12 protein-coding genes are annotated in these 13675 nt (G+C 71.4%); 5 read left to right on the top strand and 7 right to left on the bottom strand.

The features are described 5' to 3' along the window. Nucleotides 1-610: 610 nt before the first annotated feature. Entirely contained in the window at nucleotides 611-2278 is a 1668-nt protein-coding gene (locus ACF1CT_RS03410) for a fumarate hydratase (RefSeq protein WP_391782044.1), read from the bottom strand. Between the two features lie 346 nt (nucleotides 2279-2624). Between ACF1CT_RS03410 and ACF1CT_RS03405 the strand changes: the two genes are divergently transcribed. Beyond that, on the top strand, nucleotides 2625-3293 hold the full coding sequence (locus ACF1CT_RS03405; RefSeq protein WP_391782043.1) for a DUF1707 domain-containing protein: 669 nt from the start codon (nucleotides 2625-2627) through the stop codon (nucleotides 3291-3293). A gap of 380 nt (nucleotides 3294-3673) precedes the next feature. Beyond that, nucleotides 3674-4057: a WhiB family transcriptional regulator gene (locus tag ACF1CT_RS03400; RefSeq protein WP_391782042.1), complete on the top strand. Its 384-nt coding sequence runs from the start codon at nucleotides 3674-3676 to the stop codon at nucleotides 4055-4057. Between the two features lie 512 nt (nucleotides 4058-4569). Here ACF1CT_RS03400 and glpX read toward each other — a convergent pair. Then, entirely contained in the window at nucleotides 4570-5601 is a 1032-nt protein-coding gene (glpX, locus tag ACF1CT_RS03395; protein WP_391782041.1) for a class II fructose-bisphosphatase, read from the bottom strand. A 143-nt stretch (nucleotides 5602-5744) separates the two neighbouring features. Here glpX and ACF1CT_RS03390 point away from each other — a divergent pair, with 143 nt between their 5' ends. Beyond that, nucleotides 5745-6263 (top strand): DUF4245 domain-containing protein, encoded by a 519-nt coding sequence (locus ACF1CT_RS03390; RefSeq protein ID WP_391782040.1) that lies wholly within the window; start codon nucleotides 5745-5747, stop codon nucleotides 6261-6263. 326 nt (nucleotides 6264-6589) lie between these two features. On the opposite strand, the gene ACF1CT_RS03385 is transcribed toward ACF1CT_RS03390, so the two are convergent. From ACF1CT_RS03385 to ACF1CT_RS03370, 4 genes are all read right to left on the bottom strand, one after another. After that, on the bottom strand, nucleotides 6590-7180 hold the full coding sequence (locus tag ACF1CT_RS03385) for a malonic semialdehyde reductase (protein WP_391782039.1): 591 nt from the start codon (nucleotides 7178-7180) through the stop codon (nucleotides 6590-6592). A gap of 141 nt (nucleotides 7181-7321) precedes the next feature. After that, a complete protein-coding gene (locus ACF1CT_RS03380; protein ID WP_391782038.1) occupies nucleotides 7322-7630 on the bottom strand; it encodes an exodeoxyribonuclease VII small subunit in 309 nt (102 codons plus the stop codon). 299 nt (nucleotides 7631-7929) lie between these two features. After that, a complete protein-coding gene (gene xseA, locus ACF1CT_RS03375; RefSeq protein WP_391782037.1) occupies nucleotides 7930-9141 on the bottom strand; it encodes an exodeoxyribonuclease VII large subunit in 1212 nt (403 codons plus the stop codon). Nucleotides 9142-9209: 68 nt separating this feature from the next. Beyond that, nucleotides 9210-10598, bottom strand: a complete 1389-nt coding sequence (locus ACF1CT_RS03370; protein WP_391782036.1) for an APC family permease — start codon at nucleotides 10596-10598, stop codon at nucleotides 9210-9212. 96 nt (nucleotides 10599-10694) lie between these two features. Here ACF1CT_RS03370 and ACF1CT_RS03365 point away from each other — a divergent pair, with 96 nt between their 5' ends. After that, nucleotides 10695-11702 carry a 4-hydroxy-3-methylbut-2-enyl diphosphate reductase gene (locus ACF1CT_RS03365; protein ID WP_391782035.1) on the top strand — a complete coding sequence of 336 codons (1008 nt, stop codon included), beginning with the start codon at nucleotides 10695-10697 and terminating at the stop codon, nucleotides 11700-11702. Nucleotides 11703-11918: 216 nt separating this feature from the next. Further along, complete coding sequence (ppgK, locus tag ACF1CT_RS03360; protein ID WP_391782034.1) at nucleotides 11919-12662, top strand: polyphosphate--glucose phosphotransferase; 744 nt, start codon at nucleotides 11919-11921, stop codon at nucleotides 12660-12662. Between the two features lie 28 nt (nucleotides 12663-12690). Here ppgK and ACF1CT_RS03355 read toward each other — a convergent pair whose 3' ends face one another. Continuing rightward, nucleotides 12691-13230 (bottom strand): DUF6542 domain-containing protein, encoded by a 540-nt coding sequence (locus ACF1CT_RS03355; protein ID WP_391782177.1) that lies wholly within the window; start codon nucleotides 13228-13230, stop codon nucleotides 12691-12693. Between the last annotated feature and the right edge of the window lie 445 nt (nucleotides 13231-13675).

The raw sequence follows: 13675 nt of genomic DNA, 5'->3' as shown, positions 1-13675 counted from the left end.
GTCCTGATTCCCCGCGCACGCGGAACGCCGAGTGCGTCGGGGAACTCCGACAACCCACCGCAGAGGCCCGGGACGACGCAAGTCCCGGAAACGGCACGCTGCGTGAAAGCTGCGGTGCCGGACCGGCTGTCGCAGCGCCCCGTGCCGAGGTGGGCGGGGCTGTACGGGCCCACTCCGGGTGAGCGGCGGAGCGCCGGTGGCGGTCGCGCGGACCGGAACGGCGCGACCGTGCCGGGGCCGGTCGCCGGTCCCGCTTCGGGCGTCGCGAGATTGGCTGAAACCCGTCGTACGCGAACCGTCGCCGGGACCGGGCATCGGGCGATCGCGCCGGGACCGGGCAGGGCGGGGCAGGACGGTACGCGGCGAGGCCGGACCGGGCCGGACCGGGCCGGACGGGGCCGGACGGGCGCGGCCGGGAGGGGCGGGACGTGTCGGGACGGGCGCGGCCGGGAGGGGCGGGGCCCGTTGTTTCACGGGGGCAGGGCCCTTTGTCCGTGGGCGGTGGGGCCGGTTGTTCACGGGCGGTGGGGCCCGGCGCCCATGCGTGAAAAAGGGGCGCCTCCGGTGGTACGGGTCGGGCCCGTACCACCGGAGGCGCCCCGGAGAACCGTCAGGCGAGTCCGGGGCCGCGCACCGGGATGCTGGTGAACGTCGGCGCCGGGGCGGGCTCGGTGAAGAAGTCGTTGCCCTTGTCGTCGACGACGATGAACGCGGGGAAGTCCTCCACCTCGATCTTCCACACCGCCTCCATGCCGAGTTCTTCGTACTCGACGACCTCGACCTTCTTGATGCAGTCCTGCGCCAGGCGCGCCGCCGGACCGCCGATCGAGCCCAGGTAGAAGCCGCCGTGCGCGTCGCACGCGTCGGTGACCTGCTTGGAGCGGTTGCCCTTGGCCAGCATCACCTTGGAGCCGCCCGCCGCCTGGAACTGGGCGACGTAGCTGTCCATCCGGCCCGCCGTCGTCGGGCCGAAGGAGCCGGAGGCGTACCCCTCGGGCGTCTTCGCCGGGCCCGCGTAGTACACCGGGTGGTCCTTCAGGTACTGCGGCATCTCCTCGCCCGCGTCCAGCCGCTCCTTGATCTTGGCGTGCGCGATGTCGCGGGCCACGACCAGCGGGCCGGTCAGCGAGAGCCGGGTCTTGACCGGGTACTTGGTCAGCTCGGCGAGGATCTCGTCCATGGGCCGGCTGAGGTCGACCCGCACGACGTCGCCCGACTCGTCAAGGTGCTCGTCGGTGGTGTCCGGGAGGAAGCGCGCCGGGTCCTTCTCCAACTGCTCCAGGAAGACGCCCTCGGCGGTGATCTTCGCGACGGCCTGGCGGTCCGCCGAGCAGGACACGGCGATCGCGACGGGCAGCGAGGCTCCGTGCCGGGGGAGGCGGACCACGCGCACGTCGTGGCAGAAGTACTTGCCGCCGAACTGGGCGCCGATGCCGATCTTCTGCGTCAGCTCGAAGACCTTCTCCTCCAGCTCCTTGTCACGGAAACCGTGACCGGTGGGGGAGCCCTCGGCGGGCAGCTCGTCCAGGTAGTGCGCGGAGGCGTACTTCGCGGTCTTCAGCGCGAACTCGGCCGACGTGCCGCCGACGACGATCGCCAGGTGGTACGGCGGGCAGGCGGCCGTACCCAGCGAACGGATCTTCTCCTCCAGGAACTTCATCATGGAGGTCTCGTTCAGTACGGCCTTCGTCTCCTGGAAGAGGAACGACTTGTTGGCCGAGCCGCCGCCCTTCGCCATGAAGAGGAACTTGTACGCGCCGCCGTCGGTGGCGTACAGCTCGATCTGCGCGGGCAGGTTCGAGCCGGTGTTCTTCTCCTCCCACATGGTGAGCGGAGCCATCTGCGAGTAGCGCAGGTTGAGCTTGGTGTACGCGTCGAAGATGCCGTGCGACAGCGCCTCCTCGTCGCCGCCCTCGGTGAGCACGTTCTGCCCGCGCTTGCCCATCACGATCGCGGTTCCGGTGTCCTGGCACATCGGCAGGACACCCGCTGCGGCGATGTTCGCGTTCTTCAGCAGGTCGAGCGCGACGAACTTGTCGTTGGACGACGCCTCGGGGTCGTCCACGATCCGCCGAAGCTGCGCCAGGTGGGCGGGGCGCAGGTAGTGCGAGATGTCGTGCATGGCCTCGGCGGCCAGGGTGCGCAGCGCCTCCGGGGCGACCTTGAGGAACGTACGGCCGTCGGCCTCGAAGGTGGAGACACCCTCGGAGGTCACCAGACGATAGGGCGTGGTGTCCTCTCCCAGGGGGAGCAGATCGGAGTACGCAAACTCTGGCATTACGGCCATTCCTCACTCGGCAGACGGCGGCTGGCCTCCCTCGGGCAGCGCACCCACCAGGGTAGAACGGCGCACGGGGGCCGAAGCTGTGAGGTAAGGCTCAGTCCGGACGGCCCGCGCGTGGCGGTACCGCCCGCGCGTGGCGGTGCCCGGGTGGGGTGGTGCGGGTGAGCGGCGCGGTTCCGAGGTGGGGGAGCGACGCGATTCGGGAGAGACGGAGCGATGGGGTGCCGGCGGTGAGGTGCCGACGATGGAGTGCGGGGGCGGGGTGGCGGGCGCCGTGGCGACACGGCGGGGGCGCGGCAGGGACTAGTCGCGATCTATCGCGTTTCGGTACCCTGGGGCGGTGGACCTCGAAAAGCAACCCCAGCAGCCCGTGGCTCCGGCCGCCCCGGCCGAGCCGGCCGGTATCCGGGCCTCCGACGCGGACCGCGACAGGATCGCGGACATCCTGCGCGAGGCCTTGGCCGAGGGCCGGCTCACCGCCGAGGAACACTCCGAGCGGATCGACGCGGTCTACCGCACCAAGACCGTCGGCGAACTCGAACCACTGGTGCGCGATCTGCCCGTGCCCGGAGGCACCCACCGGACCGGCGTGCCCGGTGTCCACGACCAGGCGAATCCGGCGGGCCCGGCCGAGAACCTGGTGGCGGTCTTCAGCAGTTCGACCCGCCGGGGGCGTTGGAGGGTCGGCGACCGCACGAACGCCTTCGCGGTCTTCGGCAGCGTGGAGATCGATCTGACCGAGGCGCTTTTCGGCCAGAGGCTCACGGTGATCAACGCGACCTCGATCTTCGGCAGCGTGGATATCAAGGTCCCGGAGAACATCTCCCTGCGCGGCAGCGGCACCGGGGTCCTCGGCAGTTTCGAGGTCGCCACGCTGGAGTCGGAGGACCCCGAGGCGCCGGTGGTCGTCGTCAACGGATACGCGGTCTTCGGCAGCGTCGAGGCGAAGCCCCGGCGCGGGAAGTTCATCGCCGACCTCCAGAACCGGCTGCGCAAGTACCTGGGCTGAGTCCGGCCGGGGCCGACGCGCCCCCCATCCGCCTCCCCGGTCCGCTTCCCGGGAAGCTTCCCCGTGATCGGCCCGGAACGCTTCCGGGTCGATCACGGCCCCTTCCCGAACCCGTGCCGGATTCCTTCCGGACGCCTTCCCGGTTCCTGCCGGGCCCCTTTCGGGCTCTCCCGGCTTTTTGTCCCCCCGAGCCCCTCCCGGAACCCCTTCGGAACCCCTGCCGGACCCCTGGAGGACCCCCTTCGAGATCCAGCCACATTCCCGACCAGCGGCAGTTCCGCAGCCTGGAAGTGGGGGCCACTCAGTGCATAGGCGTACGTACAGCGGGTAGGGACTGCTCCATCGTCGCTCGCTCGCGAAGCCGTCGTCAGGAGTAGACCGTGCTGCAACCGCCGCATCAGCCCCTGCAGGTCGCCGCCGTCCCTCCCCAGCGCACCCCCGCTCGGGAGGACCAGGCCGGCCCCTGGCACTCGGAGGCGGTGTGCCGCCGTGACGAGGCGGGACTGTTCTTCGCGCCGTCGAAGGAGCCGACCGCTGCCAGACTCGCCCGAGAGGAGTCCGCGAAGCGGGTCTGCGCGCGTTGTCCGGTGATGATCGAATGCCAGGAACACGCACTCATACAGCCGGAGCCGTACGGCGTGTGGGGCGGCCTCACCGCCGCCGAACGCCGGGTGGTGCTCGCCCGTCGCAGACGTCGCGAGATGGAGCTCAAGGCGTCGGCCGCCTCCTCCCCGGCCGCGAGCCGCGTCGCCGCGGCGGGCTGACCCGCGGGAGCGGCGGGGCCGCAGGGCGCGCCGGAGCCGACCGGCACAGGCGCGGGCCCGGCACGGGCACGGGTGACGGGGAGTGCATCGGGAGGTTCCTGGGCCCGGGTGCCCTGGCCTGGCGACGGATGATCCGTGTGCGCGACTGTCCCGTGCGTGTCTGTCTGTGATGCGTGCGTATGCCCGCGCGTGCGTACCCGGTGTGTGGTTGTCCCGTGATGCGCGGCGTGCGTGTGCCCGCGCGTGTGCCGTGTGCGGCGTCGGGCGGGCCGGTTCCGTTCATGCGAAGAGGCGCCCCACCGCACATACGGGGCGCCTCTTCGCGTACGTCCCCCGGACCCTTCGGGACGGATCCGCAGGAGGGATCCACCGGAACGGGTCCGCGAAACGGGTCCACGGGAACAAGTCCACGGGAACGGGGCCGCCGGGCGGGTTTGCCGGACGAGTCCGCTGGACGGGTCCGCCGCGGTCGTGCCGTTGTTCCGTTGTGCCGTTGTTCCGGGGGAGCGGGTCTACTTCGCGCGGTCGAAGTCGATCGCGCTGTAGGCGCGCAGCTTCGACAGCCGGTGCGTCGAGTCGATCTTCCGGATGGTGCCGGACTTGGACCGCATGACGATCGATTCGGTGGTGGCCGTCTCCGCGCGGTACCGCACACCGCGCATCAGTTCGCCGTCCGTGATGCCGGTAGCGACGAAGAACACGTTGTCGCCGCTGACCAGGTCGTCGGTGGACAGCACCCGGTCCAGGTCGTGTCCGGCGTCCAGGGCGCGCTGCCGCTCGGCCTCGTCCTTCGGCCAGAGCCTGCCCTGGATGACACCGCCGAGGCACTTTATGGCGCACGCGGAGATGATGCCCTCGGGCGTGCCGCCGATGCCCATCAGCAGGTCCACACCGGTGCCTTCGCGTGCGGCCATGATCGAGCCGGCGACGTCGCCGTCGGAGATGAACTTGATCCGGGCGCCGGTCTCCCGGATCTCCTTGACGATGCCCTCGTGGCGGGGGCGGTCGAGGACGACGACGGTGACGTCCTCGGGGGTGGAGTTCTTCGCCTTCGCGACCCGGCGGATGTTCACCGAGACGGGCGCGTTGATGTCGACGAAGTCGGCGGCCTCGGGACCGGTGACCAGCTTGTCCATGTAGAAGACCGCGGACGGGTCGAACATGGCGCCGCGGTCGGCGGCGGCCAGCACGGCGATCGCGTTCGGCATGCCCTTGGCGTTCAGGGTCGTGCCGTCGATCGGGTCGACCGCGATGTCGACCTCGGGACCGGTGCCGTCACCGACGTGCTCGCCGTTGAACAGCATGGGGGCTTCGTCCTTCTCGCCCTCGCCGATGACGACGACACCGTTCATCGAGACGGTGGAGACGAGGGTCCGCATGGCCTTCACGGCGGCACCGTCGGCGCCGTTCTTGTCGCCGCGGCCGACCCAGCGTCCCGCCGCCATGGCGGCGGCCTCGGTGACCCGGACCAGTTCCAGGGCGAGGTTGCGGTCGGGGGCCTCCGGGGAGACCTCGAGCTGAGACGGCAGATGATGCTCGGACATCGGAGCGCACCTTTCTGTACGGCGACGACCGGAAGAGGGTGCTGTGACTCTATCGCCAGATCGATAATATGAGCAGACCGGGTCACTTTTGAGCGGGTCGCCCCGGGGAGTGGGCCCTGCGGCTCTGATGCGACCATGGGTCCGTGGCTAGCAAGCGAGGCAAGCAGACGGTGCGGGGCATGTTCCTGTCGATGGCGGTGGCCACCGCCGCGGCAGGGGTTGTCTACATTTTCGTTCCGCACGACAAGAACGCCAACCCGGTCCCGGCGGTCGACTACCGGGTGGAACTCCTGACGGCGCGGCGCGCGGCACCGTATCCGGTGGTCGCCCCGGACGGGCTGGCCAAGGACTGGAAGCCGACCTCGGTCCGCTACGACCGCGAGGCCGGCAACAGTTGGCACCTGGGCTTCCTCGACCCGGAGGGCAAGTACGTCGCCGTCGAGCAGTCCACGTCCCCGGTGAAGAAGTACGTGACCGAGGTGAGCCAGAACGCCAAGGACACCGGGCGTACGCGCCAGGTGGCGGGCGAGGCGTGGCAGCACTGGAAGGGCGACAAGTACGACGCCCTCGTGCGCCACGACAAGGACGCGACCACCGTGGTCACGGGGTCCGCCTCGGCGGACCGTCTGGCGGAGATGGCCGCCGCCCTGAAGGCGTCCTGACGCCTCGCGCGGTGTGCCCGCCGCTTGGATGACGGTTCCCTGAACGCCCCCGTGCGGCTGCCGCGGCGACCGCGGTGACCGTGACGGGGCTCGTGCCGCACTCCGACCGGCTTCCTGCCGCACCCGCTCGTGTCCCTGCCGCACTCCCTGCCGGGCCCACTCGTGGCGGGACGCCCGGTGCGCATGGGCCCGTGTGGTGTCCGTCCGGCCCGCACGGTGTTCGTCGGTGCGGACGGAAGAGGCCCCGGGCGGCGCGGCGCGCTGCTTCGGGGCCTTCTTCGTGTCCGCCGTGACGGCGGCCGCGGGGGCGTTCCGCGGCGAGGTGATCAGACGGTGGTGACGACCTCGTCGTAGGACAGGCGCGGCAGACGCGGGAACCAGGCGTCCTCGCCCGGCTTGCCGATGTTGACGACCATCAGCACGTTGTGGTCGCCGTCCAGGAACTCCTTCTCGATGCCCGCGGCGTCGTAGCCGGTCATCGGGCCGGCGGCCAGACCCGCGGCGCGGACGCCGATGATGAAGTACGCGGCCTGCAGCGCGCCGTTGAGCGTGGCGGCCGACTCGCGGACCGGGCGCTCGGAGAAGAACGCGTCCTTGGCCTGCGGGAAGTGCGGGAGCAGCGCCGGGAGCTCCTCGTGGAACTCGTTGTCGGTGGCCAGGATCGCGACCAGCGGGGCGGTCGACGTCTTCGGCTGGTTGCCCTCGGCCATGTGCTTCACCAGGCGCGCGCGGGCGTCGTCGGAGCGGACCAGGACGACGCGCAGCGGCGACTGGTTGAACGCGGTGGGGCCGTACTTGACCAGGTCGTAGATCGCCTGGATCTGCTCGTCGGTCACCGGCTCGTCGGTGAAGGTGTTGGCGGTGCGGGCCTCACGGAAGAGGAGGTCCTGGGCGGCGGGGTCAAGAGCGAGCGACATGGTGCGATGTACCTTCCGGGCTTACGCGTGGATCAAGCAACGCGGAACACCGTACGGGAGAGGTAGGTTAACTTTCAACTAAAACGAGGGTGGAGTGATCTCTTCCACAACGAACTCGTAGGTGTCGGGGAGGCCGGGGCCTCAGTCGTCGTCCGCCTCGCCGCCGCCGTCGCCACTGCTGTCGCCGTTGCTGTCGCCACCGGGAGCGCCGCCGCTCCGGAGCTGCTCGGCAGGTCCGGCCAGGGCCGCGTCCAGACGCGCTCGGGCGCCCTCCAGCCAGTGCCGGCACACCTTCGCCAGTTCCTCGCCCCGTTCCCACAGCGCGAGGGACTCCTCCAGCGTCGTACCGCCCGCCTCCAGGCGTCGTACCACTTCGATCAGCTCGTCACGGGCCTGCTCGTATCCGAGCGTGCCGGTGGCACCCGCCGTCGTGGTTCCGTCGTCCGTCATGCGTTCCACCCTATGTTCCGGCCCATCATGAGCCCTCCATGTCGTCGTCCGTCATTGCTGCGGCGGCCCCGGACGGCTGTGCTCCGGGCCCTCCGCGTTCCCGGTCCCGTCGACTTCCGCCGTGACCGCGTTCCGGCCCCGGCTCCGTCCCCGTCCCGGGCCCCGGCTCCGTCACCGGCTCCGCCGGGGGCATGGTCGAGCGCCGTGCGACGAACCGCCGCCCACCCGCCCCGTGCACTCGTTTCGCCGCCCGCACCGGCCCGGTGGCTTCGTTCCCCGCCCGCACCGGCCCGGTGCGTTCACTCCGCCACCCGCACCGCGAACTCGCCGCCCGAAACCCGCGCCCGCAGCACATCGCCCGCCGTGCCCGCGTCCTCGGGAGCCCGCACCACATGACCGTCCGCCCGCTGCAGCACCGCGTACCCGCGCTCCAGCGTCGCCGCGGGCGACAAGGCGACAACGCGTGCCCTGGTGTGGGCGAGCTCCGAATCGGCCCGGTCCAGCAGATGGCCCAGCACCCGACGGTTCCGTCCGACCAGCGCGTCGATCTCCGACGCCCGCTCGTCCACCATCCGCCGGGGGTGCTCCATCGACGGCCGGCCCAGGGCGTGCGCCAGCCCCCGTTCCTCCCGGTCCAGCAGGCCCCGGACCGTGCGCAGCGCGCGGTCCCGCAGCTGCCGTACCCGGTCCAGCTCCTCGCCGACATCGGGCACGATCTTCTTCGCCGCGTCCGTCGGCGTCGAGGCGCGCAGGTCGGCGACAAGGTCGAGCAGCGGGGAGTCGGGCTCATGGCCGATCGCGGACACCACCGGTGTGCGGCACGCGGCGACCGTACGGATCAGCTGTTCGTCCGAGAACGGCAGCAGGTCCTCCACACTGCCGCCGCCCCGTGCCACGACGATCACGTCGACGTCCGGGAGATCGTCCAGCTCCTTCACAGCCTGGACCACCTGATCGACCGCGTGCACTCCCTGCACCGCCGTGTTGCGCACCTCGAACCGGACCGCGGGCCACCGCCGGCGGGCGTTCTCCAGCACATCGCGCTCGGCCGCCGAGGCCCGCCCGCAGACCAGCCCGATCAGCTGAGGCAGGAACGGAAGCGGCTTCTTCCGGCCGAGCGCGAAGAGTCCTTCCGAGGTCAGCGACCTCTTCAGCTGTTCGAGGCGGACCAGCAGCTCGCCGACCCCGACCGGCCGTATCTCCGTGGCCCGCAGCGAGAGCTGCCCGCGCGGCGCGTACCACTCCGGCTTCGCGAGGACGACGACCCGAGCCCCCTCCGTCACCACGTCCGCGATCCGGTCGAAGACCTGCCGGAAGCACGTCACACCCACCGAGACGTCCCGCGACGGGTCGCGCAGCGTCAGGAACACCACACCGGCACCCGGCCGCCGGGACAGCTGGGTGATCTGCCCCTCGACCCAGACCGCACCCAGCCGGTCGATCCACCCGCCGATGAGCCGGGACACCTCACCGACGGGCAGCGGTGCTTCCGCGGACGTTTGGAGAGCCATGCGAGGGAGCGTATCCGCCCGCACCGACAACCGGCCGCTCACGAACCGGCTCCCGGGCCCACTGCCCCTCAGACAGGTCGTCGCCCGTACTGCAACGCCAGCACCACCAGCCCCACCCCCAACCAGCACACCCCCACCACCTGCGCGCTCGCGGCCGCCTCCGCGATCACCGCGACCAGCACCCCCGCCCCCACCACCGGTACCAGCACATGCCGCCACCAGCTCGGCGGCCCCTCCATCCGGCGCACCGCGAACCAGCCCACCACCGACGCGTGCAGCAGCACGAACGCCGTCAGCGCGCCGATGTCGACGACCGACACCAGATGGTCGAGGCCGTCCGGGCGCCGGGCCGCCCACACCGCGGCGACCAGCGTGACCGCCGCCGCCAGCAGGATCGCGGACCGCGGTACCCCGGACCGCGGGTCGACGCCGGACAGCACGGAGGGCAGCCGCCGCTCCCTGGCCATCGCGAACACCAGCCGCCCGGCCGCCGCCTGCCCGGCCAGCGCCGCGAACGCCGCCCCGATCGCCTTGCTGACCGCCACCAGATCGTGCAGCCAGCCTCCGACCGACGTGTCCACCGCGTCGTAGAACGCCGATCCCTGCGCGGCCGGGGCAGCGGCCAGCTCCGCCGACGTCATCGGCTCCAGCAGCGTGGCCAGGTAGCCCTGTGCCACGAACAGCGTGCCCGTGAGCACCAGGCAGAACAGCAACGCCCGCGCCACCTTCGCCGAGCCGCCCGCCACCTCCTCGGCGAACGACGCGATCGCGTCGAAGCCCAGGTACGAGAGCACCGCCACCGACACCGCCCCCAGCACCGCCGACATCGCGAAGCCGGAATCGCCGGTGAACGGGGTCAGCCAGCCGCGCTGTGCCCCGTCCCGTGCCAGGACCACCACCGCCGACACCAGAAACACCAGCAGCACCAGGATCTCCATCGCGAGGACCGCGAAGCCGACCCGGGCGGCGGTCCGTACGCCCCGGAGATTGAGCAGCGTGGTCACGACGACGGCGAGCGCCGTCCACACCCACTGCGACACCGACGGCACGAGCGCGTGCAGCGCGATCCCGGAGAAGAGATAGGCGACGGCCGGGATCAGCAGGTAGTCCAGCATCGCCATCCACCCCGCGACGAACCCCGCACCCTCCCCGAGCCCCTTGCGCGCGTACGCGAAGACGGAACCCGCCAACGGGGCGACACGCACCATCTGGGCGTAACTGAACGCGGTGAACGCCATCACCACGGTTGCCGCGACGTAGACCAGCGCGACCGCGCCCCCCGACTTCGCGTCGAGCGTGCCGAACACCCCGACCGGCGCCATCGGCGCGATGAAGAGGAGCCCGTAGACCACCAGATCCCGGAAGCCGAGCGTGCGCCGCAGCCGCCCCGCCTCCTGACGCGACCCCCGCCCCTCCGCGGCCCCGCCGACATCGCCGCCGCCTCCGGTCCCCGACATGAGCCCTCCGTCGATCGCGTGCGCATGAGTCCCGATCGCGTACGCGATCAGTCTGGCGACCCCGCCGATCTTCCGCGCGTCCGGCGCGGCCTTACGATGGTGCGCATGACTGCTCCGACACCCCGCCGCGTCCTGCTCGCCGCTCCCCGTGGCTACTGCGCGGGCGTGGACCGTGCCGTGATCGCCGTGGAGAAGGCCCTGGAGCAGTACGGCTCCCCGGTCTACGTACGCCACGAGATCGTCCACAACAAGTACGTCGTGCAGACGCTGGAGAAGAAGGGCGCGATCTTCGTCGAGGAAACGGCGGAGGTCCCCGAGGGCTCGATCGTGATGTTCTCCGCGCACGGTGTCGCGCCGACCGTGCACCAGGAGGCGGCCGAGCGGAGTCTCGCCACGATCGACGCGACCTGCCCCCTGGTCACCAAGGTCCACAAGGAAGCCGTCCGCTTCGCGCAGGACGACTTCGACATCCTCCTGATCGGCCACGAGGGCCACGAGGAGGTCATCGGCACCTCCGGCGAGGCCCCCGACCACATCACGCTGGTCGACGGCCCCGAGGACGTCGCGAACGTCGAGGTGCGCGACCCGTCGAGGGTCGTCTGGCTCTCCCAGACCACGCTCTCCGTCGACGAGACGATGGAGACGGTCGGCGCGCTCAAGGAGAAGTTCCCGCTCCTCATCTCGCCGCCCAGCGACGACATCTGCTACGCCACGCAGAACCGTCAGACCGCCGTGAAGCAGATGGGTACGGACGCCGACCTGGTGATCGTCGTCGGCTCCAGGAACTCCTCCAACTCGGTCCGCCTGGTCGAGGTCGCCCTCGGCGCCGGAGCCGGCGCCGCCCACCTCGTCGACTTCGCCGACGAGATCGACGAGGCGTGGCTGGACGGAGTCTCCACGGTCGGCGTCACCTCGGGCGCGTCCGTCCCCGAGGTACTGGTCGACGGTGTCCTGGAGTGGCTGTCCAAGCGGGGCTTCGAGGACGTGGAGATCGTGAAGGCGGCCGAGGAGTCCATCACGTTCTCGCTGCCCAAGGAGCTCCGGCGCGATCTGCGCGCCGAGGCCGCGACGCTCATGGAGAAGCAGCCGAGGCCGGAGAAGTAGCCGGGCCCGGAAGAGCCCGCGTCGGCGGGGCAGTCGCGCCCGGCGGGGCAGCCGAGCCCGGACAGGCAGCCGAGCCCGGACAGGCAGTCGAGTCCGGACGGGCAGTCGGGTCCGGACGGGCAGTCGCGCCGGGAGAGGGAATAGGGCCGGGGTTCGGAGCCGGTGGGTTCGTGCTTCGGGAAGTGGACCGGGACACCTGCCCGTAACGTGGATTGCATGCAGATCTTCGGCGTGGACATCGGCGGATCCGGGATCAAGGGCGCTCCCGTTGACCTGGACCGCGGAGACCTGGCGCAGGAACGTCACAAGGTGCTCACCCCGCACCCGGCCACCCCCAAGGACGTCGCCGGGTGCGTGGCCGAGGTGGTCGGCCACTTCGACTGGTCGGGCCCGGTGGGCATCACCTTCCCCGGAGTCGTCACCGACGGCTGCACCCGTACCGCCGCCAATGTCGACAAGGGGTGGGTCGATACCGACGCCCGGGGCGTGCTCGGCGACAGACTCGGCCTCCCCGTCACCCTCCTGAACGACGCCGACGCCGCGGGCATCGCGGAGATGACGTTCGGTGCGGGACGGGGTCGCAAGGGCACCGTCATCGTCCTGACGTTCGGCACGGGCATCGGCAGCGCCCTGTTCGTCGACGGCAAGCTCGTCCCCAACACCGAACTGGGCCATCTGGAGCTGAACGGCCACGACGCGGAGCGGCACGCCTCCACCAAGGCCAAGGAGGACGAGGACCTCAGCTGGCACCACTGGGCGCACCGGGTGCAGAAGTACCTGAGCCACGTGGAGATGCTGTTCTCGCCCGAGCTCTTCATCATCGGCGGCGGAGTCAGCCGCAAGGCGGACAAGTTCCTGCCCCTGATCGAGGGCGTCCGGGCCGAGATGGTGCCCGCGGAACTGCAGAACAACGCGGGCATCGTGGGCGCGGCGATGGCCGCCTCGGCCACGGTGGCGTAACGGTCCTCCGCGGTCCCGGGCCCGGTCCTCAGTGCCGGGGCCGACGCGGCCCCGGCTCGTCCTTGTTCCGGGCCACCTGCGAACCGGACACCGCCCGGCGCTGGCGCTGACGCTGTCGCATCAGCCGGACCTTGCGCACGGTCGCGATGAGGCCGGCGACGAGCGTGCCGCCGTACAGCCACCCCGCGTGCACGGCGAGCGCGGTGACGAGCGCCATGGTCTGGCCCGCGAACCCTCCCTCGCCGCCGGAGATCGGGATGATCCCGACGGCGAACGCGATCGGCACGATGATCGGGGCGGTCACCAGGTCGGCCGGCCGCACCCACAGCCCGGTCAACGCGCTGACCGGCAGAAACAGCACCCCGAACACGGTCGCCGATCCATCGAACAGGAGTGCGATCAGGCAGGCCAGTGCGAACATGGTGGCGGCGGCGAAGAGGCCCGCCCCGATGCCGGTCAGCCGGGGGTTGGGCAGTCTGCGGAGTGCGAGAACGACCGGTGGCACCGGCCGGGACCGGCCCTCCGGCTTCGTGTCCACCACCCGGTAGACGGTGGCGGCCTCGTCGATGGTGCCCTGCGGGGACAGCGGGGCCTGCTGGGGCCGCCTGCGCTGCGGGGGACGTGTCCTGTGCTGCTCCACCGTGACAACGTAGGTCGCCGGGCGGGAGGAAGCGGGTACGGGACACGCCCTTTGGGTGACCTTGGGGGTGAGTTCGATCCCACACGGCCGAAAGGGAACCGGGCCGCTTCCCCGATCGGACCGCTGGCGCGGGCCCCGGACGGGCCGGGGGACGGGCTCCGGACGGGGTGCGGGGTGGGCTGGGGACGGAACGCGGGATGGGATGGGGACGGAGCGCGGGGTGGGCTCCGGACGGGTCGCGGGCGCGGGCTCCGGACGGGTCGCGGGTGGGCTGAGGACAGAACGCGGGCGCGGGCCCGGGACGGGAGAATCACGGACCGGCCCGAAGGAAGCCCGCGCCCGGACGTGCCCCGGACCACGGCGGCGGGGCCGG

This window comes from Streptomyces sp. NPDC014734, assembly GCF_043083325.1.
Taxonomy (GTDB): Bacteria; Actinomycetota; Actinomycetes; order Streptomycetales; family Streptomycetaceae; genus Streptomyces.
The sequence above is the reverse complement of the archived record's forward strand: the minus strand, read 5'-3'. Positions and strand labels throughout refer to the sequence as shown.